This is a genomic window from Sphingomonas sp. Marseille-Q8236, assembly GCF_965112005.1.
The window spans coordinates 378,485-402,434 of sequence record NZ_CBCOPO010000001.1 but is presented as its reverse complement, the minus strand read 5'-3'; the positions used below and the strand labels follow the sequence as shown (position 1 = coordinate 402,434).

The following is a 23,950-nucleotide window of genomic DNA, read 5'->3' as shown; positions in this document are numbered from 1 at the left end:
GTCCTCCCTTATCGCCGCAGAACGCGCCGGAAGGGGGAATCGGTTCCGTCCAGATCCTTGCCCGGCGGCAGACCGATCAGATCGCGCAGCAGCGGTGCAATATCGACATTGTCGAACGGCGCCAGTTTCATGCCCGCCCGAAAGGCCGGACCCTGCGCGATGAACAGCGCCGCCATGCTGGGGTCGGCATTGTCATAGCCATGGGTGCCACCGGCAAAGGGCTTTTCGGGGGGCTTGGCCTTGATGGTCCACCCCGCATCGGCAAGGCAGAAATACGGGGGGATGCGGGGGTTGCGGCCATAATGGAAGCGCGCCGGAATCTGTTCCTTGCGCCAGCAATCGATATGGTCGTGATGGCCGAGCAAACGGCGCTCCAGCGCCGCCTCATGCCCCGGCACCGCGCGCAGCGTGGCATAGGGGCCGTCCTCGATCAGCACAGAGTCGGCGGGATCGGTAAAGCGGTCGAGCGCCACGACCCGGTCGCTGGAAATCGCCGCCATGCCGTGATCGGCGACGATCACCAGATTGGCGGGCTGCCCCAGTTCGGCCAACCCGGCGAGCAATCGGCCGATCGCCTGGTCGACGCTCCCGATCGCGGCATTGACCACTGGTGAATCGGGGCCGCCCTCATGACCGGCGGTATCCACCTCATCGAAATACAGCGTCAGGAAACGGGGGCGGGTGGACGAAGGCCGACGCAACCAGTCGATGATCGCATCCACCCGCTGACGGTCGGAGACGCTCTGATTGAATTGCTGCCAATCATGCGGGCGCGTGCCGCCGGTGACCAGATGATGGCCGTCGTTCTGCATGGTGCCGCCCCAGGCGACGTTGGAGCCGGGCCAGAACATGGTGGCGGTCGGAATGCCTGCCTTTTCCGCCGCGACCCAGATCGGCTCGGCGCTGTTCCACCAATAGGGCTGGTCCGACGACATGGTGAAGCGCTCGTCGGGATGCTCCGTATCGGTGAAGCCGTTGGCGACGATCCCATGCCGGTCGGGAACCACACCGGTCACCAGCGTCCAGTGATTGGGGAAGGTCTTGGACGGGAAGGATGGGCGCATCGTGGCGCTCACGCCTTCCGCCGCCAGCCGCGACAAATGGGGCGTCAGACCCCGCCCCAGATAATCGTCACGGAAGCCGTCGATCGACACCAGGATCGTCACCGGCGCGCGGGCTTCGGAAGGGGAGAGACCGGGCTGGGAGCCTGAGGTCGGGACCGCTGCCATGGCGGGCGGCGTCGCGGCGCCGATGGTCGACAGCGACGGCGGCGTATAGGGATAGGCGCAACCGGCGAGCAGGGTCAGTGCGAGCGTGGCGAAGGGGAGTTTGGTCACGGGGTGAGGGTCCTTTCGGACCATCCCGATAACGCGGCCATGTCACAGTGGCGAGACTCGATGGAGCGCGGCGGTCCGTCGCCACCCCCGGCGGGGGCGATTCCCTGAGATCAATCCAACGGGAAGAAGCGGCGAATCTCGTCGTCGCTGTTGCGCAGCAGCAGGCGGAGCCGCGCCTGGGCGTCGCCCGGATGATCGCCCGGCAGGCCCGCCATTGCCCAGTCGCCGAATTCCGTCGCGTCGGTCAGGCGATCGTCGAGAATATGGATTTCGGTATGGCGCGGGTCGCCCTTGATCCGCTCGAAGGCGTCGCCGACGCTGTCGACCGGCCCTTCCAGCAATTGCAGATAGCGGCCCTTTTCGATCCACAGAATCCCGGAAATGCCGTCCATGCCGTTGTTGCGGCGAGAGACGCTGAGGATCGCCTGATGATCCGCACGACCATTATCACCCACGGCCAGGCTGCTATAGATAATGCGGCGAATCGGGTTAACCTGGATCATCATGACCAAGTAATGTGTGGAAAACGCACTGCAAGGTTCGATGCGCCGGTCGATCCGTTGCCGACCGGCGCATATTGGGTCAGACGTTGAAGCGGAACAGCATCACGTCGCCGTCCTGGACGACATATTCCTTGCCCTCGGCGCGCAGCTTGCCCGCATCGCGGGCACCCGCTTCGCCCTTGAACGCGATATAGTCGTCAAAGGCGATGGTCTCGGCGCGGATGAAGCCGCGTTCGAAATCGCTGTGGATTTCGCCCGCCGCGTTGGGTGCCTTGGCGCCGCGGTGGACGGTCCAGGCGCGGGCTTCCTTCGGCCCCACGGTGAAGAAGGTCAGCAGGTCGAGCAGCGCGTAACCGGCGCGGATCACGCGCGCCAGGCCGGTTTCGGCCAGACCCAGCTCGGACAGGAATTCGCCGCGATCCTCCGCAGGCATGGTCGCGATGTCGGCCTCGATCGCAGCCGACACGACGACGGCCTGCGCACCCTCGGCGGCGGCCTTTTCGAACACGGCTTGCGAATGCGCGTTGCCGTTCGCCGCGTTCGATTCCTCGACGTTGCAGACATAGAGGACGGGCTTGGCGGTCAGCAGCTGCGCCTGCGAAAAGACGCGCGCTTCCTCGTCATCTTTGGGCTTGGTCAGCCGCGCAGGCTTGCCCTCGCGCAGCAGGTCCAGCGTCTGGCCGAGCACCGAGGCGGCGATCTTGGCTTCCTTGTCGCCCTGCTGGCCCTTCTTGACGAAGGCCGGGACCCGCTTTTCCAGGCTTTCGAGGTCGGAGAGCATCAACTCGGTCTCGACCGTCTCGGCGTCGGCGATGGGGTCGACCTTGCCTTCGACGTGCGTCACGTCGCCATCCTCGAAGCAGCGCAGGACATGGACGATCGCGTCCACCTCACGGATATTGCCCAGGAACTGGTTGCCCAGCCCTTCGCCCTTCGACGCGCCGCGCACAAGGCCCGCAATGTCGACAAAGGCGAGCTGCGTCTCGATGATCTTGGCGGAGCCGGCGACCTCGGCCAGCTTGTACAGGCGCGGGTCGGGGACCGCGACATTGCCGACATTCGGCTCGATCGTGCAGAACGGATAATTGGCGGCCTGCGCCGCCGCCGTTTCGGTCAGCGCGTTGAAGAGGGTGGACTTGCCGACATTCGGCAGGCCGACGATGCCGCAGCGGAAACCCATGCGTCGCTTATCCTACAGGAAGGGGAAAGTGTCCCTCTAGCGACGATGGGGATATTTCTCAACCGATGGCGGACGTCCCCCGCCCTCGACCACCGTCGTTCGGCCCGAGCGGGGCGAAGGCCATGCGGAACGCTTGCCGCGAGGGCATCTGGCCCAACCGTCATCCCTTGGCCTTCGACGTCGCTCAGGCTGAACGGGTGGCGGAAAGGCGTCTAGGGTGTCAGGCGATCCCGACCATCATCGCAGCGGCCCAGGCCAGCAACATCACGCCCAGCGCACCCGAAAAGCCCATCAGCACCAGACCCATATAATGGAGCATCGGCGGATTGGCCCGCTTCGCCTTCTTGTTGCGGCCAAGGCCCGACAGCACGAAGCTCGCCAACATGCCGAAGGTGAAGACAGCGAATTCGATCATCGGGAATAATGTCCGGGCTAAGGATGCGGTCGGACAGCCCTTAATCGAGATAAGTTAACGGCACGATATGGGCGCGACGAAACGCCCTCCATGCGCGTTCAGCCGTTGGAACTTTACGGCTTGTCGCGGGTGGAGTGCTGCTCGTCGCGGCCGTTCCTAACGATAGTTGAAGCTGACGCTGATCCGCTCGCCCTTGGCGCCATTGGGCACCACTTCGTGTCGCAGCCAGCTTTCCCAAAGCAGAACGGTGCCGGGCTCGGGCGTGGCGGTGGCGAAGGTCGCCAGATCGTCGGGCGCATCGGGGCGGCGGGGCGGGGCGGCCATCAGCATGGGCAGGCGCGGGTCCTCCAGCTTCAGCGCCCCCGATCCCGGCGGCATCGCGACATAGAGCGTGCCCGACACCACCGAATGGGGATGGATATGCGCCGAGTGATGCCCGCCGGGCTTCAGGACATTGACCCACAGGCTGTCGAGCTTGAGCTTGCGACCGCCCAGATCGAAGGCGCATTCCTCGGCGAAGCGCGCGACATGGCGATCCAGCTTCTTGCGCAGGTCGGCGAAGACCGGGTCGCGGATCGGCAGGTCGTTGAGCGAGGCATAGCTGGTATAGCCGCGATAGCCATGCTCCTTCGACCATCGCCGCCCGGCGCGATCGTCCTCGGCCAGCGCCCAGCAGCTCTGCTCGATCTCCTCGAGCAGGTCGGCATCGTCGAGATTGCCCTCATAGAGCAGCGACGCGAACAGGCGGCGGACGCTCATGCCGCATCCCCCAGCCGCAGTGCGATGTCGTTGACGAAGCGGACATCGTCGCCCTCGGCGAGCCAATGCGCCTCCGCCGCCACCGCACCGAGCAGGTCGGACAGTGGCTCGATCTCCGCCTTGGCGTAATTGCCGAGCACATGGCCGGTCACGCGGTCCTTATGCCCCGGATGGCCAATGCCGAGGCGGACGCGGCGGAAATCGGGCCCCAGATGCTGGTCGATCGAGCGAAGCCCGTTATGCCCCGCCGTGCCGCCGCCGGTCTTCACCTTGACGCGGAAGGGCGCGATGTCGAGCTCGTCGTGAAAGACGGTGAGCGCCTCGACGCCCAGCTTGTAGAAACGCAGCGCGTCGCCGACGCTTCGCCCGCTTTCGTTCATGAAGGTGGCGGGCTTGAGCAGCAGGATCTTCTGCCCGCCGATGCGTCCTTCCTGGGTCCAGCCCTGAAACTGCTTCTTCACGGGGCCGAAATCATGCACCTCGGCGATGGCGTCCATCGCCATGAAGCCGACATTGTGGCGGTGCATCGCATATTGCGGCCCCGGATTGCCCAACCCGGTCCAGACCTGCATCACATCTTCCTCTTCGCGTTACCGAACAGGCCCCTAGCATCGGGCGCGCCAGACGCAAAAACTGGCCGCGTCGGCGCGGGTCGCCTATCCTGCGAGCAGTCGGTCGATCGCTTGCGCGGTCAACCGGCGGTAGCTTGGGCCGGAATAACGGTACGTACCGATGAAATGGACGAACCGCTCGTCACCGGACGCCTTCTGCCGCCAGTAATTGGTATAGCGCGCATAGGGGAGCAGCCGCACTCCCGGTTCATTGGCCAGCAGGAAGTTGGACGTGACCTGCTCGCTGCCCCATTGCGACCAGATGGCGGGGCCGACCAGCGCTTCGGCGTGGCGGGAGAAGCGGGTGGCCTCGACCCGACTGGCCGGGCCGCCGCGCGCGAAGCCGGCAAAACCCGAACAGCCCCGCACATAATGATGGAGGGCCGCATCGGGATAGGAGGCCAGGCGCGACTCGATCATCCGCTGTATATGGGCGGGCGGGGCGGATGGGCCGTCTGGATAACGACGCGCGGTGAAGTCGGGCAGGGGCAGCAGCCCCGCCGCCTCCGCATCCTCGCCGCCCAGCAGGATGAAGTCGGCATTGGCAGCAATGGCCGAGCGGATCTCGGGCACATCGCCGATGGTGACCGTGTCCGAATCGAGCTGGATCACATAATCGCCTGCGCGCAGGTCGAGCAGGGTCAGCAGTCTTTCCCAGGTGCCGCCGCGCGGACATTGGCCGGTGTCGATCGTGCCGATGGGAATGATGTCGGGCGATCCGCAATGATGCGCCAGGACGCGCTTGTCGTTATCGGTCAGGCTGCCATCGTCGATCAGGACGATCCGCCCCATGCCCAGATGGCGATGGAGCGATTTTACCGCGACCAGATAGGGCAGCAGGACCCGCGAGCCGATCATCGACATCAGGACGACGCCGTCCTGCTGCGGGCGGATTGGCGGCGTGGCGAGCACCCGCCGCGCTTCGTGCAGATGTGCCCGCATCCGAACCTCGCGGACCAGCCGATCGCCAATGTGGCGTAACCTTTGGAACAGGCGGGCGGATGACATCATGGGTGAAGCGATGCGGCACCGTCCTTTCGATGACAAGCCGGTGGTGCAGGCGCCTGCGCCCATTTCGGCACGGCGATCAGATCAGGCCCTGCGCCCGCAGGCTGACATGCCCCGAGGTGCCGATGATCAGATGGTCATGCACCGCGATTCCCAGATTGCGCCCCGCCTCCGCGATGGCGCGCGTCACGTCGATATCGGCGCGGCTGGGCGAGGGGTCCCCGCTGGGGTGGTTGTGAACCAGGATCAAGGCCGCGGACCCGAACGCCAGCGCCCGACGGATTACCTCGCGGATATAGACCGGCGCCTGGTCGATCGAGCCTTCCCCCATCAATTCGTCGCGAATCAGCATGTTGCGGGTGTTCAGGTGAAGCACCCGAAAGCGTTCCACCCCATGATGCGCCATATCGGCATGAAGATAGTCGAGCAGGGCCTGCCAGTTGGATAGGACCGGCCGCTTCGCGGCCTCCGTCTGCGCCAGCCGCAGTGCGCAGGCCTGTACGATCTTCAGCGCCGCCGCCGCCGTTTCCCCCACCCCCTCGACGCGCTGCAGCGCGACCGGGTCGGCGGTCAGGACGCCGCTTATGTCATGAAATTCGCGCAGCAGCGCCTTGGCGATCGGCTTGGTATCGCGACGGGGAATGGCGGTCGTCAGCAGATATTCGAGCAGTTCATGGTCGAGCAATCCGCCACCGCCCAACAAACGATCGCGCAGCCTTGCGCGGTGGCCGCTATGGTCGTTGCCACGATCCTGCCCCGTATCGCTCATGTCCATTCCCCCTGTCGGGACAGCATAGGAGCGGCGGCGGGAACTGTCGCCGGGCTTCGTGCGATTGCGTGCGGCGCGACCGTGCGGCTATGACGCAAGTCAGGAAAAGGGAGTGGCATCGGGGTGGAGGGCGCGAACGAGGAGGTCGGAACGCCCCTAAGCCCCACACGGCGTTTCCGCCGCCTGCAACATATCCTGATCGCCATCGCGCTTGTGTTGCTCATCGCGCTGATCGCCGGGTGGATCGCGCGCAAGTCGCTCGCCGGGGATGCGATCGACCGCGCGCTGGCCAGGCGCGGCGTGCCCGCCCGCTACGAGATTTCCGATCTGGGTCTGGGTCGGCAAAGGCTGACCAATGTGGTCATCGGCGATCCGGCGCGACCCGATCTGGTGGCCGACTGGCTGGAAACGCGGACCCGCATCGGCCTGTCGGGACCGGTGGTGACCGGGGTGCGCGCCGGTCGGGTACGGCTTCGCGGCCGGCTGGTGAACGGACAGGTCCGGCTGGGTACGCTGGACCGGTTGATGCCGCCATCCTCGGGTAAGCCCTTTGCGCTGCCCGCCCTCGACGTGTCGGTCGAGGATGGCGGAATCCGGCTGGAGACGCCGCAGGGCGTGATCGGGCTCAGCCTGTCGGGCAAGGGCGTGCTGAGCGACGGCTTTACCGGTCGATTGGGGGCCGTCGCGCCGAGCCTGACGCTCGGCAACTGCGTCGCCAGCGGCCTGGCCGCCCCGCTTCGGATTCGGATCGTGCGGGAACGCCCGACGCTGACCGGCCCGGTGACGCTCGGCGGGATGGAGTGCGGCGACGTGTCCGCGCGGTCGCTGGCGGCGCGGATCGATGTCACCCTCACCCCCGCGCTCGACCGATGGCAGGGGCGTGTGACGCTGCGCAGCGGGGCGGTCCGCCATCCCGATCTGGCCGCGAGCGCGATCGACGGGACGATCGACTTTGCCGGCAATGCGGCGGCGACCGGCGGGCATCTGGCGCTGACCGCGCGTGGACTGGCCGCGCGCGCCGGGCGAGCCGAGCGCGGGGTTGTCCAGGGGCAATATCTGGTCGGGCGGGCGACCCGCTTCGACGGGCGGCTGCAATTGGGGGGTGCGCGGCTCGCGCCCGGCGTGCTGGCTCGCGCCCAGGGATGGAGCGCTTCGGCTGCCGCCACGCCGGTCGGGCCGGTGGTCCGCGCGGTGGTAAACGCGGCGGTGCGGAGCGGACGTCGCTTCGCCGCCGATATGCGGTTGGCGCTCGACCAGCAGAGCGGGCCCCGCGCGACGGGGCTGTCGGTGCGTGTGCCGAGCCTTTCGCTCGCGTCGGACAGCGGGGCGCGCATCGCGTTTCGCGGCGCGACGGGCCTGGTCTATGATGCGACCGGGGTCCGGATCGATACCAGCCTGGCGACCGGCGGCGGCGGGCTGCCGGCCATTCGCGCGACCCTGCGGCAGGCGGCACCCGGCGCGCCGATTCGCGGCACCGCGCAGATGGCCCGTTATCAGGCGGATGGGGCGGCCCTGGCGTTCGACCGGATGCAGTTCCGCGCGGCGGCCAATGGGGAGACGGTCGTGACGACGCGGCTGGCGCTGTCCGGACCGATCAGCGGCGGCCGGATCGACGGCCTGACCCTGCCGATCTCCGCGCGATGGGATGGCGGCCGATCGCTTCGCATCAATCCCGACTGCCAGCCTTTGTCCATCGACCGGCTCGCTCTGTCCGGGCTGCGGCTGGAGCGGGTGGCGACGCGCCTCTGCCCGCTGGACGGCGCGCTGGTGCGGATCGACGGCGCTCGGCTGGGCGGCGGGGTACAACTTGGTTCGACGCGGGTGGCGGGGCGGATCGGCGGCAGCCCCCTGGCGGTCTCGGCGGCGACCACCCGTTTCGCGCTGGCCGATCGCAGCTTTGCGCTGACCGGCGTGGAGAGCCGGATCGGCCGCCCGGAATCGCCGACCCGGATCGACGCGAACGACCTGACCGGACGGATCACGCCCGAGGGGATTGTCGGCCGGTTCGAGGGGGGCTCGGGTCAGATCGGACAAATCCCCCTTCTTCTCGGCCAGGCGGCGGGCGATTGGCGGCTGACGGGTGGCAGGCTGTCGCTGAACGGCGATCTGCAAGTCCGCGATGCGCGGACCGACTCGCCTCGCTTCCTGCCCATGGCGGCACGCGGCGTCGCGCTGACGCTGGCGGGCAACCAGATCGACGCCATCGGCCAGTTGTTCGAGCCGACGCGGTCGGTGAAGGTGGCCGACGTCACCATCCGTCACGCGCTGGACCGTGCGGTCGGTTTCGCCGAGTTGAACGTCCCCGGCATCACCTTCACCAAGGAGTTCCAGCCCGACTTGCTGACCCCGGTGACCAAGGGCGTGATCGAGGAGGTTCGCGGCATGATCGCGGGCAAGGGTCGGATCGACTGGGACGGCGCCGGCGTGCGTTCCACCGGGCAGTTCGGAACGGAGGGCGTCGACCTCGCCGCGGCGCTGGGCCCGGTCAGCGGGATCGCGGGCACCATCCGCTTCACCGACCTGCTCGCGCTGGAAAGCGCGCCCGGACAGGTGGCGACGGTCAAGACGATCAATCCGGGCATCCCGGTGACCAACGGCACCATCCGTTACCAGACCCTGTCGGGCGCGCGGGTGAAGGTGGAAAGCGGGCGCTGGCCCTTCGCGGGCGGCACGCTGACCCTCGACCCGACCTTGCTCGACTTTTCGCAGCCGGTGGAGCGGCGCATGACCTTCCATGTCGAGGGGGCCGCCGCCGACCAGTTCCTGCTTCAGTTCGACTTTCAGAATCTGAACGCCACCGGCGTCTTCGACGGGACGTTGCCGATGATCTTCGACGAGCGCGGCGGCCGGATCGAGGGCGGACGACTGGTCGTGCGGCCGGGCGGTGGCAGCATCGCCTATCTGGGGGAGATCAGTCAGAAGAATCTTGGGTTCTGGGGCAACCTGGCCTTCGGGGCGCTGCGCTCGCTCAATTATCGATCGCTTCGGATCGATATGAACGGGCCTCTGGCGGGCGAGATGGTCACCGATGTGCGCTTTGCGGGGATCAGTCAGGGCAAGGGGGCGAAGACCAATTTCCTGATCCGGCGGCTTCAGCGGCTGCCCTTCGTGTTCAACGTGTGGATCAAGGCGCCCTTTCGCGGGCTGCTCGATTCGGCGCAGTCCTTCTACGACCCGCGCCGCCTGATCCAGCGGAACCTGCCCGCCTTGCTCGAAGAGCAGAACAAGCGCGCCGCACCGCCCGCTAGTCGCCCTATTCAGCCTTCCGCAAGCGAGACCGTGCCATGACCGTAACAGGATTGAAAATGCTGGACAGGATGCCGATCTTGGATGGAGCACGATGGATGCCGGTCGCGCTTTTGGCGATGAGCGGGGGATGTGTGAACATCTCCGCGCCCGAAAAGCCGATCGAAATCAATCTGAACATCAATGTGACGCAGGAAGTGGTATATCGCCTGGATGGCGAGGCCAAATCGCTGATCCAGCAGAATCCGGGGATATTCTGAGATGAAGACGAAGACGATGATCCTGGCCCTCGGCGTGGTCTCGCTGATAGGCCTGTCGGGCATGGCGATGGCGCAGCGCGATCCGGCCTATGCCGCCGCGCGCGCGGCGGGGCAGGTCGGCGAGCAGCCCGACGGCTATCTCGGCATCGTCGGCACCGCGACGGCCGAACTGCGCACCCTGGTCAACAGCATCAACATCCAGCGCAAGGCGGCCTATACCCAAAAGGCGCAGGCCAGCGGCGCGACCGTCGAGCAGATGGCGTTCACCAGCGGCTGCAACCTGATCGCGCAGACGGTTTCGGGCGAGAAGTACAAGACGCCCGAGGGTGTGTGGAAGACCCGGACCGGCGCCGCGCCGGAGCGGGCGCCCGCCTGCGTGTAAGGCCGCGTCCTTCTTCTTCTCGAAAGAATCGATGCGGGCTGTTCCCGATCGGCAACAATCCTTAACACATCTGTCACAAGCCCTCCCCCAAGCGGTTGACTTGGGGGGAGGGCCTTTCTAAACGGGCCTCGCCTTGGCGGGGTCGCTCGCCGTTCGCGCGCATTCTCCCCTTCGGTGACGAAAACAGGTGAGGGTGGCTGCGTGGCGGAGATGGAGCCCGGACGGGACTTTGACGATGCGGGCGATCCGCGTCTGGCGGCGCTGGATCAGCGCCTGGCCAAGGCGCGAGCGGACGAGGCATCGCGGCAAGGGGTGAAGGTGGACGCCGACAGGGGGTATTCCCAAGGCAGCCGCGTCATCTCCGCGCTGATCGGAAGTCTTGTCGGCAGTGCGTTGATCGGCTGGCTCTTCGACCGCTGGTTCGGCACCGCACCCTGGGCCCTGATCGTGATGCTGTTCCTGGGGATCGGCGTAGCGTTCAGGCAGATTATTCGGATTTCTGGCGAACGCCCGGAGTAACCGGGCGTTCGTCATATGTGGGAACGAAGCAGCGTGGCGGCAGAATCGGGCGGCAAGATTGATCCGATGCACCAGTTCCTGATCGAGCCGGTGCTCGGTCAGCACTGGGTGGTCGGCGGCTACGACCTTTCCTTCACCAATTCCGCTCTGTGGATGGTGGCGACTTTGGTCGCGTTGTGGGTGTTCATGATCGGCGGCATGAAGCGCGATCTGGTGCCCGGACGCTGGCAGGCGGCGGTCGAGGGCTTCACCGGCTTCGTCAATTCGATGCTGACGTCGAATATCGGGCCGGAGGGCAAGCGCTTCCTTCCTTACGTCTTCTCGCTGTTCATGTTCATCCTGTTCGCGAACGTGCTGGGCCTGCTGCCCTTCGGCGTGGTGCCGGGTGTCCATCCCTTCACCGTGACCAGCCATGTGACCGTGACCGGCGTGCTTGCGCTGATCTCGTTCGCGATCGTGCTGATCGTCGGTTTCGGCCGTCACGGCTTCCACTTCTTCGCGCTGTTCGTGCCGCACGGCACGCCGCCGCTCATGATCCCGCTGATCTTCGTGGTCGAGCTGATGAGCTTCCTGGTGCGCCCCTTCTCGCTGGGTCTGCGACTGTTCGTCGCAATGACCGCGGGGCACATCCTGCTGAAGGTTCTTGCCGCCTTCGTCATCAACGGCATCAACATGGGCCCCGGCTATGCCGCGCTCATCACGCTGCCGAGCTTCCTGCTGATGATCGGCATCACCCTTCTCGAACTGCTGGTCGCCGCGATTCAGGCCTATGTCTTCGCGCTGCTGACCTCGGTCTATCTGAACGACGCGGTCAACCTGCACTGATCCGGGGAGCCGGACCGGGCGGGCGGCCTCGCCGCACGACTTGAATACCCAAACGACCCTTTTTGAACTGGAGTGATTGAAATGGACGCAGAAGCCGCGAAGCTGATCGGTGCCGGTCTGGCCGCTATCGGCATGGGCATCGCCTCGCTCGGCGTGGGCAACGTGTTCGCCAAGTTCCTCGAAGGCGCGCTGCGCAATCCGGGTGCGGCGGACAGCCAGCAGGGCCGCCTCTTCATCGGTTTCGCCGGTGCCGAGCTTCTGGGCCTGCTCGCCTTCGTGACGATGATCATCCTGGTGTTCGTCGCCTAATCATTCGGATCGGCCGGGCGTGTCGGTGACGATGCGCCCGGTTGATATGGCAACGAGGACTCCATGCCCCAGATAGCACAGATCAGTGCGACCTATGCGTCGCAGATCTTCTGGCTCCTGATCACCTTCGGCCTGCTCTATTTCGTGGTCGGTCGTGGGATGGTGCCCAAGATTCAGGCGACCGTCGACGCTCGCGAAGCCCGTATCGCCGGAGATCTGGCGGCGGCGGAGGCCGCGCGTGCCGAGGCCGACCGGGTCGAGGCGGCATGGCGGGCCGAGATGGACGCCGCGCGCACCGCCGCGATGGCGGAAACCAACGCCGCCAAGGCGCGGGCCACCCATGCTTTCGAGGCGCAGGTCAAGGCGGCCGATGCCGACCTGGCCGAGCGGCTGGGTCATCACGACCTGGCGATCGCCAATGCCAAGGCCGAGGCGATGGCCAATCTTCAGTCCGTGGCGGCCGAGGCCGCGCGCGATCTAGTCGCCAAGCTGTCCGGCGTCCATGTGGGCGAGGATGCGGCGGCCGACGCGGTGCGAAAGGTGAGCGCGCATGGCTAATCATTCCGCGAACGGCGCGCTGACCAACGCCGACGCGCTGGTCGCGCAGAACCTGGCCGATGCGGCCTCGGCCGAGGGCATGGCCCCCCAGCCGATCCGCGAGGGCGATGGCCTGACCGCGAACACGGTCGCGCCCGCCGAGACCGAGCATCACGCCGCCAGCCCGACCGCGCTGGGTTTCGATTCGACCGGCTGGGTGGCGCTTGCCGCTCTGGTCGTGTTGATCGGGATGCTGGTCAAGAAGGTGCCCGCGATGATCGGTCGTTCGCTCGACCAGAAGATCGCCGCGATCCGCGCCCAGCTCGACGAAGCGACCAAGCTGCGTCAGGAAGCCGAAGCGCTGAAGGCCGAATATGAGGCCAAGGCCAAGGCGGCGCATGCCGATGCCGAGGCGATGCGCGTCCAGGCGCAGCACGAGGCGGGGCAGCTGCTCAGCAAGGCCAAGGCCGATGCCGAGGCGCTGATGGAGCGTCGCGCCAAGATGGCCGAGGACAAGATCGCGGCCGCCGAGCGCACCGCGCTGGCCGAGGTCCGCGCCCGCGCCGCCGAGGCCGCGGCCAAGGCCGCCGGTCTGCTGATCGCCGAGCATCACTCGGTCGACGCCGACCGGGCGATGATCGACCGCTCGATTGCAGGGCTCGGCCGCCCGAACTGATCGGCGCCAGTGCCAGTGACAGGACCGCGCTTCGGGCGACCGAGGCGCGGTTCGGTCGTTTTTGGCGGTCGAACGACCACCAACTTCGTTCAGGCTGAGCGAAGTCGAAGCCTCAGGGAATCCCTCTCCCCGCATGTGTGCGGAGGGCGGGGGGTGGGAAAGCCCATTTCTCCCCAAGCTCGACTTGGGGAGGGGGACCGCCGGGCCAAGCCCGGTGGTGGAGGGGCCAAGCTCCACATGACATAGTCCCGCACGCACGGGGCCGCATCGCCGTCTCTTCCGGGTTTCCGGCGCCGATGCCCATAGTGCTGAGCCCGTTACCAAGGAGACGCTCCGATGGCATGGGTCATTCTGGGCATTGCCGTGATTACCGAGATTTGCTGGGCGCTCAGCCTGAAATGGGCGGCGACCGTCGCCACTTGGCAGGCGTCGAGCGTGCCGATCCTACTCAGCTTCGTGAACATGGGCCTGCTGGCGCTGGCCATGCGCGGGCTTGCGGCCGGGACCGCCTATGCGGTGTGGACTGGGCTGGGCGCGGTGGGCGTCGTGATCGGTGGCGCGATCGTCTTCGGCGACAGGATTGCGCCGGTCCAGGCGGGCTTCATGGTGCTGACCGTAATTGGCGTGATGGGGACCAAGCTGTTTGCGGAGGGCTGAATTTTGGTTCGCGCGAAGCCGCGAAGACACGAAGAAGATGGTTCGCGCGGAGGCGCAGAGAGCGCGGAGAAAGAAGAAGGTCTTCCGACCGGCACGTTTGGAACGCCTCTGCGTCCTCCGCGCCTCCGCGCGAACAAAAAACCGTCGCGTCTTCGCGTCTTCGCGTGAACCAAAGCCACCTCACAGGGTAGCGATCCGCCCCCCGCGCTCCTAAATCGGCCGTAATGTCCGAGCCTCCCGTCGACCGCTTCAACGAAGAGAAATCCACCTTCACCCTGCGCGGGGCCGATGCGCCCGATCTGAACGCGGGGGTGGCGGCGATCCGCAACGTGCTGGCGACGCTGCCGCTGCGGCCGGGCGTGTACCGGATGCAGGATGCGCGCGGCGACGTGCTGTATATCGGCAAGGCGCGCGCGCTGAAGAACCGCGTTGCCAATTATACCCAGGTCGACCGCCTGCCCAAGCGCCTGCAACGCATGGTAGCGCAGACGCGGTCGATGACGATCGTCACGACGAATAACGAGGCCGAGGCGCTGCTGCTCGAGGCGCAGCTCATCAAGCGTTACCGCCCCGCCTTCAACGTCCTGCTGCGCGACGACAAGAGCTTTCCCTTCATCCTGCTGCGCAACGATCACGACTTTCCGCGCATCCAGAAGCATCGCGGTGCGCGGCGCGCGGTCGGCAATTACTACGGCCCCTTCGCCAGCGCGGGCAGCGTCAACAACACGCTGAACGCGCTGCAAAAGCTGTTCCTGCTCCGCTCCTGCACCGACAGCTTCTTCAAGGGGCGCGACCGGCCGTGCCTGCTCTACCAGATCAAGCGATGCTCGGCGCCGTGCGTCGGCCGGATCGACGAGGCCGCCTATGCCGAGCTGGTCGCGGATGCCAAGAACTTCCTTGGCGGCAAGTCCACCCAGGTCCAGGCCAAGCTCGGCACCCAGATGCAGGCGGCGGCCGAGGCGATGGACTTTGAACTCGCCGCGATCCTGCGCGACCGGCTGAAGGCGCTGACCTTCATCCAGGGGACTCAGGCGATCAATGCCGAGGGCGTGGGCGACGCCGACATCTTCGCGCTGGCGTGTCGCGAGGGGGTGATGGGCATCCAGGCCTTCTTCATCCGCGGCGGCCAGAATTGGGGGCATCGCAGCTTTTTCCCCGCGCACACCACCGACGTGCCCGAAGAGGAGGTGCTGACCAGCTTCCTCAGCCAATTCTATGAGGAGGTACCGCCCGCCAAGACGATCCTGCTCGACCGCGACCTGCCCGAAGGTGAATTGCTGACCGAGGCGCTGGGTGAGCGCGCCGGGTATAAGGTGCAACTCACCGTGCCGCAGCGCGGCGACCGCCGCCGCCTGCTCGACCAGGCGAAGCGCAACGCGGTCGAGGCGCTCGACCGGCGGCTGGCCGAGTCGACCACCCAGGCCAAATTGCTGCGCGAGGTGGCGGACTTCTTCGACCTGGCCGAGCCGCCGCAGCGGATCGAGGTGTACGACAACAGCCATATCCAGGGCACCAATGCGCTGGGCGCGATGGTCGTGGCGGGGCCGGAGGGGTTCCAGAAGGGCCAGTATCGCAAGTTCAACATCAAGGGGAACGAAGCGGCCACCAACGACGATTTCGGCATGATGCGCGAAGTCTTCCGCCGTCGCTTCGCGCGCCAGCTTGAGGAAAATCCCGACCGCGACGACGCGACCTGGCCTGATCTGGTGCTGATCGACGGTGGGCGCGGCCAGCTCAACGCGGCCAAGGCGGTGCTGGAGGATCTGGGCATCGAGGATGTCTGCCTGGTCGGCGTCGCCAAGGGCCCGCATCACGGCCGCGAGGGGCGCGAGGTCTTTCACATGATGGACGGCAGCGAACGGATGCTGCCGGTCAACGCACCGTTGTTGTTCTACCTTCAGCGGCTACGCGACGAGGTCCACCGCTTCGTGATCGGCGCGCACCGCGACAAACGCGCCAAGGCGATGGGCGCGAGCCCGCTGGACGAAGTGCCCGGCATCGGCCCGGCGCGGAAGAAGGCGCTGCTGATGCACTTCGGCACCGGCCGCGCGGTGCGGAATGCGAGCCTGGAGGATCTGCGCAAGGCACCGGGGGTCAGCCAGGCGGTGGCGCAGCAGGTGTATGACTTTTACCATAGCCGGTGAGGGGAGATAGCCTTCGAACTCCTGGTTGAGCGTCGCGGGCCTTTCACTTTCCTCGTTTAGCGGGGCGGTTATGGGAGCGGACCGCGAGGTGCCCGTTGCCTTACACTCGCGCGTGCGCAATCCTTCAACATGGCCTCTCCTGTGATCCGCCCCTTTCAACCAACGGACGTATCCGGCGTCTTCGAACTCATATTGCCGATCCAGCAACAGGAGTTTGGCATTGCGATAGAGCGGGAAGACCAGCCTGATCTGTCCGACATACCATCGTTCTATCAAAAGGGTGCCGGTGGCTTTTGGGTCGCGGAAGACATGGGGCGGATCGTCGGCACGATTGCCCTCAAGGAACTTGGAAGCCGTCGAGCCGCTCTGCGAAAGATGTTCGTCGCCTCGCCATACAGGGGAAGTGCGCATGGCCTAGGCGCCAAGCTTCTCGATACACTTGCCCAGCACGCAAGAAGACAAGGCGTTGGCGATATTTATCTCGGTACGACGGAAGCGTTTTTAGCGGCGCACAGATTCTACGAGAAGAACGGTTTTAAGGAGGTCGCTCGATCCACGCTTCCGACTGATTTCCCCGTGATGGAAGTCGATCGAAAGTTCTACAGGATGGCACTGCCATGAGTTGATTACGGCCTATCGCTATGCACAAATGCGATGCCCTTGTTGGCGCCTGCTCCTAATTCGCCACCGCTTCCAAAAGGAGCAACGTCCAGCTCGTTGGCCATGATGGTAGCCGACACGTCTGGGCACTTCCCCGGACATAGCATCCCATCCCATTCCCCCCTACATCCCTCTCCATGCACCGCGTCGCCCCCGCCATCATCCTGTCGGTCCGGCCGCATGGCGAGCATGGGGCGATCGTGCGGGCCTTGACCCGCGAGGACGGGGTGCAGCCGGGTTATGTCCGGGGCGGGCGGTCGCGAGCGCTCAGGCCGGTGCTGCAACCGGGCAACGGGATCATCGGCGAGTGGCGGGCGCGGACCGTCGAGCAACTCGCCGCGCTGACCATCGAGCCGGGGCATAGCCGCGCGGGGCTTCATGGCGAGCCGCTGGCCGCCGCCGGGATCGAGTGGCTGTGTGCGCTGACCGCCGCCGCGCTGCCCGAGGAACAGCCTTATCCGGTCCTGTACGATGCGCTCGACGCGGTGTTGACCGCGATCGAATCGGCCCCGTCGGCGCGGGGCTGGGCGGGGGCGCTGGTGCGGTATGAATTGCTGTTGCTGGGGCAGTTGGGGTTCGGGCTCGATCTGGAGCGCTGTACCGTGACAGGGAATGCCGAGGATCTCGCCTATGTCAGCCCGAAGAGCGGGGCGGCGGTGTCGGTGGGGGCCGCCTTCGGCTATGAGGCGCGGCTGTTCCCATTGCCGCCCTTTTTGCGCGATGGCGGGGCGGCCGACTGGGCCGAGATTTTCGCAGGTGCACGGATCACCGCACATTTCCTGTCCCGCGACATATTGGCCGGATTGCGCAACGATCCCATGCCCGCCCGCACGCGACTGTTCGACCGTTTCAAAAGGGCGGTTGCGTGATGCCCGCCCGCTAAGGCAAAGGGCGCTCCGAACATAGGTAAGAAGGGGCCAGCCATGGCATTGATCGCGATCCTCGCCGGTGACGGCATCGGGCCGGAAGTGACGACGGAAGCGCGGCGCGTGCTGGAGGGGCTGGACCTGGGTCTGACCTTCGAAGAGGCCAAGGTCGGTGGCGCGGCGTATGAAGCGGCGGGGCATCCGCTGCCGCCCGAGACGCTGGCGGTGGCGGAGCGCGCCGATGCGCTGCTGTTCGGGGCGGTCGGCGATCCGCGCTTCGACACGCTGGAGCGTGCGCATCGGCCCGAACAGGCGATCCTGGGGCTGCGCAAGGCGTTCGGCCTATTCGCCAATCTGCGCCCCGCCCGGCTGTTCGAGGGGCTGGAGGATGCCAGCTCGCTGCGTCCTGACATCGCGCGGCGCATCGACATGGTGATCGTGCGCGAGCTGACCGGCGACGTCTATTTCGGCGCCAAGGGCCGCGGCACCACCGAGGCGGGGCTGCGCGAGGGGCATGACCTGATGCGCTATGACGAGGAAGAGGTCGCGCGGATCGCGCGCGTCGGCTTCGAGACCGCGATGCGCCGCCGCCGTCGCCTGTTGTCGGTGGACAAGGCCAATGTGCTGGAAACCTCGCAGCTTTGGCGCGACGTGGTGGTCGAGGTGGCGAAGGATTACCCGGAGGTCGCGCTAGAGCATATGTATGTCGACAATTGCGCGATGCAGCTGGTGCGCGATCCGGGCCAGTTCGACGTGATCCTGACCGGCAATCTGTTCGGCGACATTCTCTCGGACCAGGCGTCGATGTGTGCGGGCTCGATCGGGATGCTGCCCTCCGCCGCGCTGGGCGCGACGGGCAAGGGGCTGTACGAGCCGATCCATGGCTCGGCGCCCGACATTGCTGGGCAGGGCAAGGCCAATCCGTGCGCGGCGATCCTGTCCTCGGCGATGATGCTGCGCCACTCGCTGGGCTTGGGCGAAGCCGCCGACCGGATCGATGCGGCGGTGGCGGGCGCGATCCGCGATGGTGCGCGGACTGGCGATCTGGGCGGCAGCCTGTCGACCCACGCCATGGCCGACGCGATCCTCGAGCGCCTCTGATACCGGTGAGCGCGCTCCTCGAACTCGCGGTCGTCATCCCGACCTTCAACGAGCGCGCCAATGTGCCCGTGCTCATCGCCAAGCTCGACCAGGCGCTGGCCGGGCGGCGGTGGGAAGCGATCTTCGTCGACGACAACAGCCCCGACGGCACTGCCGATGCCGCCCGCGAACTGGCGCGGGTGGACAGCCGCGTGCGGGTGATCCAGCGGATCGGGCGGCGCGGGCTGTCCTCGGCCTGTATCGAGGGGATGTGCGCCACCGCCGCGCCGATGGTGGCGGTGATCGACGGCGATTTGCAGCATGACGAGACGCTTCTTCCGAAGATGCTCGACCGGTTGCGGGCGGAGCCGGACCTCGACCTCGTGGTCGGGTCGCGCTTCGTCGATGGCGGCGGCACGGGCGACTGGGACCGCGACCGTGTGGCCAAGTCCGCCTTCGCGACCAAGCTGTCGCAGCGGGTGCTGAACGTGAACCTGTCCGACCCGATGAGCGGCTTCTTCATGGTCCGTACGGCCGTGGCGCGCGAGACGGTGCCGCATCTGTCGGGGATCGGCTTCAAGATCCTGCTCGACATCATGAGCGCCTCGCCGCGCCCCTTGCGCGCCGCCGAGATGCCCTATGTCTTCCGCGTTCGGACGGAGGGCGAGTCGAAGCTCGATCACGTCGTCGCGATGGAATATCTGATTGCGCTCTACGACCGTCGTTTCGGCAAGGTCGTGCCCGTACGCTTCGCCATGTTCTCCGCGATCGGGGTGCTCGGCGTGGGCGTCCATATGGCGGTGCTCAGCCTGTTCTTCGTGCTGCTCGGCGTGACCTTCCTGGCCAGCCAGATCGCCGCGGTGGCGGCGGCGATGACGTTCAACTTCTTCCTCAACAACGCGCTGACCTATCGCGATCGGCGGTTGCGGGGATTTCGGCCGCTGCTCGACGGCTGGGTGTCTTTCTGCCTGGTCTGCGCGGTCGGGGCGATCGCCAATGTCGGCGTCGCGGCCTTCCTGCACGATGCACGGGCGAACGAATGGGCGGTGTCGGCGCTCATCGGCGTGCTGGTCGGCGCGGTGTGGAATTATGCGCTGTCGTCGCGGTTCGTCTGGGGGCGGTACTGACTCTGCGGTGAGGGCGGGGCATGGGCTTCGACTTCGCTCACCCTGAACGGAGCTTGGTACGAAACGCCGTTCGCACTGAGCGAAGTCGAAGTGCACGTCCCGCCCTTCACCGCCAATCGGTAAACCACGTCCACCGAAGGAAGGATCGTGGCCCCGCCAAGGCCCCCGCGGTCAGGATCGGATAGAAATAGACGAACAGACACACGGCCGCGACCAGATAGGCCTCGTCCCAGTCGCGCAGCGCCGCCCGCCACCGATCGATCGCCACCGCCAGCGCGACCGACAGCCAGATCGCTGGCAGGAAGTAATAATAATAGAAACCCAGCGACTTGGGGATGATCGCCCACACCGCGAAGCCACCGATCCAAAGCGCCGCCGCGACGCCCAGCCGCATCTCGCGGGTGCGCAGCCAGCCCAGCGCACAGGCCGCCACCGCGACCAGCCCGCCCCACATCACCGCCGGATTGCCGAGCAGGAAGATGCCCCGCTGCGCGCCGTCCGCGACCTCATAGAAATACCAGATCGGCCGCCCGATCACCGGCCAGCTCCACCAGGCCGACTGGTAATGATGCGGCGGCAGGACCTGGGTCTGGCGGGCATACATCTCCCACTGAAAGGGCAGGAGGTGCGCCAGCGTCATCGGCTCGCGCGCATAGAAGAAGGCAGGGGCAAAGGTCGCCAGATAGGCAAGCATCGCCGCCAGCCCCAGCAGCCCCCAGGCCGACCACCAGGACAGGCCGGGCCAGCGCGTCGGATCGCCGCGCTTCATCAGGACGAACCCGATCGCGGCATAGCCCAGATAGGGCACCGCCGCCCATTTGACCCCGACCGCCAGCCCGAGCAGCACCGCGCCCAGCGTCCACCGCCAGCGGCTCTGCGACACCGATCCCCGCATCGCCCAGCCCATGGCCGCCACCGCCAGCACGACGAAGGCCGCCATGAACCCGTCGAGCATCGCGATCCGCGCCTGGATCAGCACCATGAAGTTGACGAGGGTCAGCCCCGCCCCGATCGCCGCCGCGCGGGTTCGACGGGTCATCAGCCAGACGATGGCGAACACGCCCCCGACGATCGCGGTCCCCGCCAGTGTCGACAGTGCCCGCCAGCCGAGGGGATCATCGCCGAAGATCAGGATACCGAGCGCGATCAGCGCCTTGCCGAGCAGCGGATGCTCGATATTCACCGGTCCCTCCAGCGCCAGCAACGTGCGCGCGGCGGGGACGTAATGCACCTCGTCGAAGACAAGCATGTGCGGTGTGGTCAGTCGCCAGCAGAACAGTGCCTGTGCGGCGATGAGAATGGCAAGCAGCGCCGGGACCGGGCGGCTGAAAGGGGCGAGCAGGCGGCGCATGGCAAAGGTCATGACGCTGGAGTGGGGACGGGGCAATGGGGTTGGCGCGGCTGGCCGCGCATCCAATGTCCCTGTTGATATGGAATGGGGGAGCAGAGAGGTGTCTGCCGATCGCGGCGCTGATCGGAAGGTCGGACAGCCTGCCGCCGACGTTATGCGCATCTGCGCCACCGGCGCCAATTCCTCCCCAGCAAGTTGCCCTATGCGCCGCGCGACGCATTCCGAATAATGCGTGTTTAACATTTGCACGCCGTCGCGGTGATCGAGGGCATCGACTTGCAAAGGTCAATGGTCAGACAATTTGACGAACGTGCTTCCGCATGGCACCCATGGCGAAAGGGCAGGGATGGGGCCTATCGTCCGACACATCCCGTCCGGTCCGAATGGCGGGAGAGTGACGTGACGCGAGCGGTTCGATCGATGGTGTTCGGAATTTTGGCGGCGACGGCGCTGTCCCCCCTGTCGGCCCAAATCCCCACCGCCAATGACGGTCCCGCCCGCAGTTTCGAGGTGAAGGGCAAAGGCTTCCTCCGTAACGGCCAGCCGCATCAGGTCATTTCCGGCGAGATGCATTATGTCCGCATCCCGCGTGCCTATTGGCGCGACCGGCTGCGCAAGGCCAAGGCGATGGGGCTGAACACCATCACCACCTATGCCTTCTGGAACGCGCACGAACCGCGCCCCGGAGTCTATGACTTTAGCGGGCAGAACGACATCGTCGCCTTTATCCGCGATGCCCAGGCCGAAGGGCTGGACGTGATCCTGCGTCCCGGTCCCTATGTCTGTGCCGAGTGGGAGTTGGGCGGCTATCCCTCCTGGCTGCTCAAGGATCGCAGCCTCGTTCTGCGTTCGACCGATCCCCAATATACCGCCGCCGTCGATCGCTGGCTGATGCGGTTGGGGCAGGAGGTGAAGCCGCTGTTGATGAAGAATGGCGGGCCGATCGTCGCGCTTCAGCTTGAGAATGAATATGGCGCGTTCGGCGACGATCAGGCCTATTTGCGCGGTCTGGAGGCGACGTACAAGCGCGCCGGGTTCGCGGACGGCGTGCTGTTCACCTCCAACCAGGGCGGCGATCTGGCCAAGGGCTCGTTGCCCAACCTGCCCTCGGTCGTCAATTTCGGGTCGGGCGGGGCGCAGAACGCGATCGCCAAGCTGGAGGCGTTCCGCCCTGACGGCCTGCGCATGGTCGGCGAATATTGGGCGGGCTGGTTCGACAAATGGGGTGAGGAGCATCACGAGACCGACGGCAAGAAAGAGGCCGAGGAAATGGCCTATATGCTCAAGCGGGGCTATTCGATCTCGCTCTACATGGTGCATGGCGGCACCACCTTCGGCTGGATGAACGGGGCGGATTCGCACACCGGCAAGGATTATCACCCCGACACCACCAGCTATGATTATGACGCGCCGATCGATGAGGCGGGCAATCCGCGTTACAAATATGGCTTGATCGCCGCCGCCATCGCCGAGGTCACCGGCAAGCCCGCCGCGCCGACGCCCGCGCCGACGCCCGCGCCGACCGTGGCGCAGAGCTTCCCCGTCTCCGCCATCCGGCGCAGCGCGTCGCTATGGGACAATCTTCCCCAGCCGGTGCGCGCGGCCGAGCCCAAGACGTTCGAGGAGCTCGACCAGAATTATGGTTACGTCCTCTACCGCGTTACCGTGCCAAAGGGCCCGGCGGGGACGCTGATGCTCAAGGGCATGCACAGCTATGCGCAGGTCTATCTCGGTCGCAAGCTGGTCGGCACGCTCGACCGGCGGCTCGATCAGGAAACGGTAGAACTGCCCGCCCGCACCGCGCCCGCCACGCTGGACATCCTGGTCGAGAATACCGGGCGGGTGAATTACAGCCATGCGATCCGGACCGAACAGACCGGGCTTACCGGGGCGGTGACGCTGGCCGGGCAGGCCTTGCGCGACTGGCAGATGTTCCGCCTGCCGATGGACGATGTGTCGGGGTTGAAGCTGTCAGCCAAGCCCTGCTCCGGTCCCTGCTTCTATGAGGCTGAGATGAGGGTGGCGAAACCCGCCGACACCTATCTCGACATGCGCGGCGCGCATAAGGAGCAGTTGTGGTTCAACGGCCATAATCTGGGCCGCTACTGGGGGATCGGGCCAGTCCATACGCTGTTTACGCCCGCGCCGTGGATGAAGCCGGGGGCGAACCGCATCCTGTTCCTCGACCTGACCGGCGATGCCGGCGATCGCCTGACCACGGTCACCAAGCCGATCTATGGCAAGGTGACCAACCATCGCGAGGCGCAATAGTCGCATTCCCTTCCTGTAACGGAGGGAATGCGGCACTGGTGAACGGGGTGTCCGCGCCGATGGTGACACCCCTCGGTCAGTCCTGCGGACTGCCACCGCCCCTTAACAGGGGGGACTTGGCGTCGTTACCGAACCGCCGCGGCCTGGTTTGCGACGATCGCTTCGCGCTGTTCCGGGCTCATCGCGCTGGCGTTGACGTCTGCCGCCTTGATCGCGTCGGCGCGGTCCTCGGCATAGTCGCGGGTCTTTTCGGCCTTCTGGTCGAGCGCCTTGGCCTCGTTGCGCAGCGCGTCGGCCTGGGTCTCCATGGTGTCGGCCCGGTTGTCGGCGGCCTTTTCGACATTCTCCGCCAGCTTGTCGGTGCCCTTGCTGTTGCAGGCCGACAGCGACACTAGGCTTGCGGCCATCAGCAGGCCGATGCGGATCTTCATTTTTCATTCTCCCTGTTGGATCGGATG

Annotated in this window: 25 protein-coding genes; 15 read left to right on the top strand and 10 right to left on the bottom strand. The window is 66.3% G+C overall.

All coding sequences use genetic code 11. The features are described 5' to 3' along the window. Positions 1-8: 8 nt before the first annotated feature. The 8 genes from ACWPWT_RS01880 to radC all read right to left on the bottom strand — a co-directional run bounded on the left by ACWPWT_RS01880 (position 9) and on the right by radC (position 6,582). Positions 9-1,361 (bottom strand): alkaline phosphatase family protein, encoded by a 1,353-nt coding sequence (locus ACWPWT_RS01880; RefSeq protein WP_454278328.1) that lies wholly within the window; start codon positions 1,359-1,361, stop codon positions 9-11. A gap of 86 nt (positions 1,362-1,447) precedes the next feature. Further along, positions 1,448-1,840 (bottom strand): BLUF domain-containing protein, encoded by a 393-nt coding sequence (locus ACWPWT_RS01875; protein WP_454279869.1) that lies wholly within the window; start codon positions 1,838-1,840, stop codon positions 1,448-1,450. Positions 1,841-1,919: 79 nt separating this feature from the next. Further along, positions 1,920-3,020 carry a redox-regulated ATPase YchF gene (gene ychF, locus ACWPWT_RS01870; protein ID WP_454278327.1) on the bottom strand — a complete coding sequence of 367 codons (1,101 nt, stop codon included), beginning with the start codon at positions 3,018-3,020 and terminating at the stop codon, positions 1,920-1,922. 220 nt (positions 3,021-3,240) lie between these two features. Then, on the bottom strand, positions 3,241-3,435 hold the full coding sequence (locus ACWPWT_RS01865; protein ID WP_261269969.1) for a hypothetical protein: 195 nt from the start codon (positions 3,433-3,435) through the stop codon (positions 3,241-3,243). Positions 3,436-3,591: 156 nt separating this feature from the next. Then, positions 3,592-4,194, bottom strand: coding sequence for a TIGR02466 family protein (locus tag ACWPWT_RS01860; RefSeq protein WP_261269968.1), 603 nt, complete (start codon positions 4,192-4,194; stop codon positions 3,592-3,594). Next, positions 4,191-4,766 (bottom strand): aminoacyl-tRNA hydrolase, encoded by a 576-nt coding sequence (gene pth, locus ACWPWT_RS01855; protein WP_261269967.1) that lies wholly within the window; start codon positions 4,764-4,766, stop codon positions 4,191-4,193. Before pth ends, ACWPWT_RS01860 begins: the two co-directional genes overlap by 4 nt. A gap of 84 nt (positions 4,767-4,850) precedes the next feature. Further along, positions 4,851-5,816: a glycosyltransferase family A protein gene (locus tag ACWPWT_RS01850; RefSeq protein ID WP_454278326.1), complete on the bottom strand. Its 966-nt coding sequence runs from the start codon at positions 5,814-5,816 to the stop codon at positions 4,851-4,853. A gap of 76 nt (positions 5,817-5,892) precedes the next feature. After that, entirely contained in the window at positions 5,893-6,582 is a 690-nt protein-coding gene (radC, locus tag ACWPWT_RS01845) for a RadC family protein (RefSeq protein ID WP_454278325.1), read from the bottom strand. A gap of 123 nt (positions 6,583-6,705) precedes the next feature. Here radC and ACWPWT_RS01840 point away from each other — a divergent pair, with 123 nt between their 5' ends. The 14 genes from ACWPWT_RS01840 to ACWPWT_RS01775 all read left to right on the top strand — a co-directional run bounded on the left by ACWPWT_RS01840 (position 6,706) and on the right by ACWPWT_RS01775 (position 19,870). After that, the gene (locus tag ACWPWT_RS01840) at positions 6,706-9,870 is read left to right on the top strand and encodes an intermembrane phospholipid transport protein YdbH family protein (protein WP_454278324.1); all 3,165 of its coding nucleotides are present in this window, start codon (positions 6,706-6,708) and stop codon (positions 9,868-9,870) included. A gap of 56 nt (positions 9,871-9,926) precedes the next feature. Then, entirely contained in the window at positions 9,927-10,088 is a 162-nt protein-coding gene (locus ACWPWT_RS01835; RefSeq protein WP_261269963.1) for a YnbE family lipoprotein, read from the top strand. Position 10,089: 1 nt separating this feature from the next. Beyond that, positions 10,090-10,470: a YdbL family protein gene (locus tag ACWPWT_RS01830; protein ID WP_454278323.1), complete on the top strand. Its 381-nt coding sequence runs from the start codon at positions 10,090-10,092 to the stop codon at positions 10,468-10,470. A gap of 210 nt (positions 10,471-10,680) precedes the next feature. Further along, positions 10,681-10,989 carry an AtpZ/AtpI family protein gene (locus ACWPWT_RS01825; RefSeq protein ID WP_405051371.1) on the top strand — a complete coding sequence of 103 codons (309 nt, stop codon included), beginning with the start codon at positions 10,681-10,683 and terminating at the stop codon, positions 10,987-10,989. Positions 10,990-11,022: 33 nt separating this feature from the next. Further along, a complete protein-coding gene (locus ACWPWT_RS01820) occupies positions 11,023-11,814 on the top strand; it encodes a F0F1 ATP synthase subunit A (protein ID WP_454278322.1) in 792 nt (263 codons plus the stop codon). An 81-nt stretch (positions 11,815-11,895) separates the two neighbouring features. Further along, complete coding sequence (locus ACWPWT_RS01815; protein WP_007406947.1) at positions 11,896-12,123, top strand: F0F1 ATP synthase subunit C; 228 nt, start codon at positions 11,896-11,898, stop codon at positions 12,121-12,123. Between the two features lie 63 nt (positions 12,124-12,186). Further along, positions 12,187-12,681 carry a F0F1 ATP synthase subunit B family protein gene (locus ACWPWT_RS01810; RefSeq protein WP_261269959.1) on the top strand — a complete coding sequence of 165 codons (495 nt, stop codon included), beginning with the start codon at positions 12,187-12,189 and terminating at the stop codon, positions 12,679-12,681. Beyond that, the gene (locus tag ACWPWT_RS01805) at positions 12,674-13,336 is read left to right on the top strand and encodes a F0F1 ATP synthase subunit B family protein (RefSeq protein WP_454278321.1); all 663 of its coding nucleotides are present in this window, start codon (positions 12,674-12,676) and stop codon (positions 13,334-13,336) included. The genes ACWPWT_RS01810 and ACWPWT_RS01805 overlap by 8 nt, the downstream gene beginning before the upstream one ends. Positions 13,337-13,672: 336 nt before the next feature. After that, positions 13,673-13,993, top strand: a complete 321-nt coding sequence (locus ACWPWT_RS01800; protein ID WP_454278320.1) for a DMT family transporter — start codon at positions 13,673-13,675, stop codon at positions 13,991-13,993. A gap of 224 nt (positions 13,994-14,217) precedes the next feature. Then, a complete protein-coding gene (gene uvrC / locus ACWPWT_RS01795; RefSeq protein WP_454278319.1) occupies positions 14,218-16,137 on the top strand; it encodes an excinuclease ABC subunit UvrC in 1,920 nt (639 codons plus the stop codon). 141 nt (positions 16,138-16,278) lie between these two features. Beyond that, positions 16,279-16,758, top strand: a complete 480-nt coding sequence (locus tag ACWPWT_RS01790) for a GNAT family N-acetyltransferase (RefSeq protein ID WP_454278318.1) — start codon at positions 16,279-16,281, stop codon at positions 16,756-16,758. Positions 16,759-16,934: 176 nt separating this feature from the next. After that, positions 16,935-17,666: a DNA repair protein RecO gene (gene recO, locus ACWPWT_RS01785; protein WP_454278317.1), complete on the top strand. Its 732-nt coding sequence runs from the start codon at positions 16,935-16,937 to the stop codon at positions 17,664-17,666. Between the two features lie 54 nt (positions 17,667-17,720). Then, positions 17,721-18,764 (top strand): 3-isopropylmalate dehydrogenase, encoded by a 1,044-nt coding sequence (gene leuB, locus ACWPWT_RS01780; RefSeq protein WP_454278316.1) that lies wholly within the window; start codon positions 17,721-17,723, stop codon positions 18,762-18,764. 5 nt (positions 18,765-18,769) lie between these two features. Further along, entirely contained in the window at positions 18,770-19,870 is a 1,101-nt protein-coding gene (locus ACWPWT_RS01775) for a glycosyltransferase family 2 protein (RefSeq protein ID WP_454278315.1), read from the top strand. A 106-nt stretch (positions 19,871-19,976) separates the two neighbouring features. Here the strand turns inward: ACWPWT_RS01775 and ACWPWT_RS01770 are convergent, their stop codons facing one another. Next, positions 19,977-21,221 carry a phospholipid carrier-dependent glycosyltransferase gene (locus tag ACWPWT_RS01770; RefSeq protein ID WP_454278314.1) on the bottom strand — a complete coding sequence of 415 codons (1,245 nt, stop codon included), beginning with the start codon at positions 21,219-21,221 and terminating at the stop codon, positions 19,977-19,979. A 420-nt stretch (positions 21,222-21,641) separates the two neighbouring features. Here ACWPWT_RS01770 and ACWPWT_RS01765 point away from each other — a divergent pair, with 420 nt between their 5' ends. Next, on the top strand, positions 21,642-23,492 hold the full coding sequence (locus ACWPWT_RS01765) for a glycoside hydrolase family 35 protein (RefSeq protein WP_454278313.1): 1,851 nt from the start codon (positions 21,642-21,644) through the stop codon (positions 23,490-23,492). Positions 23,493-23,617: 125 nt separating this feature from the next. Here the strand turns inward: ACWPWT_RS01765 and ACWPWT_RS01760 are convergent, their stop codons facing one another. After that, positions 23,618-23,923: a hypothetical protein gene (locus ACWPWT_RS01760; RefSeq protein ID WP_261269949.1), complete on the bottom strand. Its 306-nt coding sequence runs from the start codon at positions 23,921-23,923 to the stop codon at positions 23,618-23,620. Between the last annotated feature and the right edge of the window lie 27 nt (positions 23,924-23,950).

Coding starts and splice junctions, on each gene's coding strand:
- ACWPWT_RS01880 (WP_454278328.1), bottom strand. CDS start 1,361: ATGGTCCGAAAGGACCCTCACCCCGTGACCAAACTCCCCTTCGCCACG.
- ACWPWT_RS01875 (WP_454279869.1), bottom strand. CDS start 1,840: ATGATCCAGGTTAACCCGATTCGCCGCATTATCTATAGCAGCCTGGCC.
- ychF (WP_454278327.1), bottom strand. CDS start 3,020: ATGGGTTTCCGCTGCGGCATCGTCGGCCTGCCGAATGTCGGCAAGTCC.
- ACWPWT_RS01865 (WP_261269969.1), bottom strand. CDS start 3,435: ATGATCGAATTCGCTGTCTTCACCTTCGGCATGTTGGCGAGCTTCGTG.
- ACWPWT_RS01860 (WP_261269968.1), bottom strand. CDS start 4,194: ATGAGCGTCCGCCGCCTGTTCGCGTCGCTGCTCTATGAGGGCAATCTC.
- pth (WP_261269967.1), bottom strand. CDS start 4,766: ATGCAGGTCTGGACCGGGTTGGGCAATCCGGGGCCGCAATATGCGATG.
- ACWPWT_RS01850 (WP_454278326.1), bottom strand. CDS start 5,816: ATGATGTCATCCGCCCGCCTGTTCCAAAGGTTACGCCACATTGGCGAT.
- radC (WP_454278325.1), bottom strand. CDS start 6,582: ATGAGCGATACGGGGCAGGATCGTGGCAACGACCATAGCGGCCACCGC.
- ACWPWT_RS01835 (WP_261269963.1), top strand. CDS start 9,927: ATGCCGGTCGCGCTTTTGGCGATGAGCGGGGGATGTGTGAACATCTCC.
- ACWPWT_RS01830 (WP_454278323.1), top strand. CDS start 10,090: ATGAAGACGAAGACGATGATCCTGGCCCTCGGCGTGGTCTCGCTGATA.
- ACWPWT_RS01825 (WP_405051371.1), top strand. CDS start 10,681: ATGGAGCCCGGACGGGACTTTGACGATGCGGGCGATCCGCGTCTGGCG.
- ACWPWT_RS01815 (WP_007406947.1), top strand. CDS start 11,896: ATGGACGCAGAAGCCGCGAAGCTGATCGGTGCCGGTCTGGCCGCTATC.
- ACWPWT_RS01810 (WP_261269959.1), top strand. CDS start 12,187: ATGCCCCAGATAGCACAGATCAGTGCGACCTATGCGTCGCAGATCTTC.
- ACWPWT_RS01805 (WP_454278321.1), top strand. CDS start 12,674: ATGGCTAATCATTCCGCGAACGGCGCGCTGACCAACGCCGACGCGCTG.
- ACWPWT_RS01800 (WP_454278320.1), top strand. CDS start 13,673: ATGGCATGGGTCATTCTGGGCATTGCCGTGATTACCGAGATTTGCTGG.
- uvrC (WP_454278319.1), top strand. CDS start 14,218: ATGTCCGAGCCTCCCGTCGACCGCTTCAACGAAGAGAAATCCACCTTC.
- recO (WP_454278317.1), top strand. CDS start 16,935: ATGCACCGCGTCGCCCCCGCCATCATCCTGTCGGTCCGGCCGCATGGC.
- leuB (WP_454278316.1), top strand. CDS start 17,721: ATGGCATTGATCGCGATCCTCGCCGGTGACGGCATCGGGCCGGAAGTG.
- ACWPWT_RS01770 (WP_454278314.1), bottom strand. CDS start 21,221: ATGCGCCGCCTGCTCGCCCCTTTCAGCCGCCCGGTCCCGGCGCTGCTT.
- ACWPWT_RS01765 (WP_454278313.1), top strand. CDS start 21,642: ATGGTGTTCGGAATTTTGGCGGCGACGGCGCTGTCCCCCCTGTCGGCC.
- ACWPWT_RS01760 (WP_261269949.1), bottom strand. CDS start 23,923: ATGAAGATCCGCATCGGCCTGCTGATGGCCGCAAGCCTAGTGTCGCTG.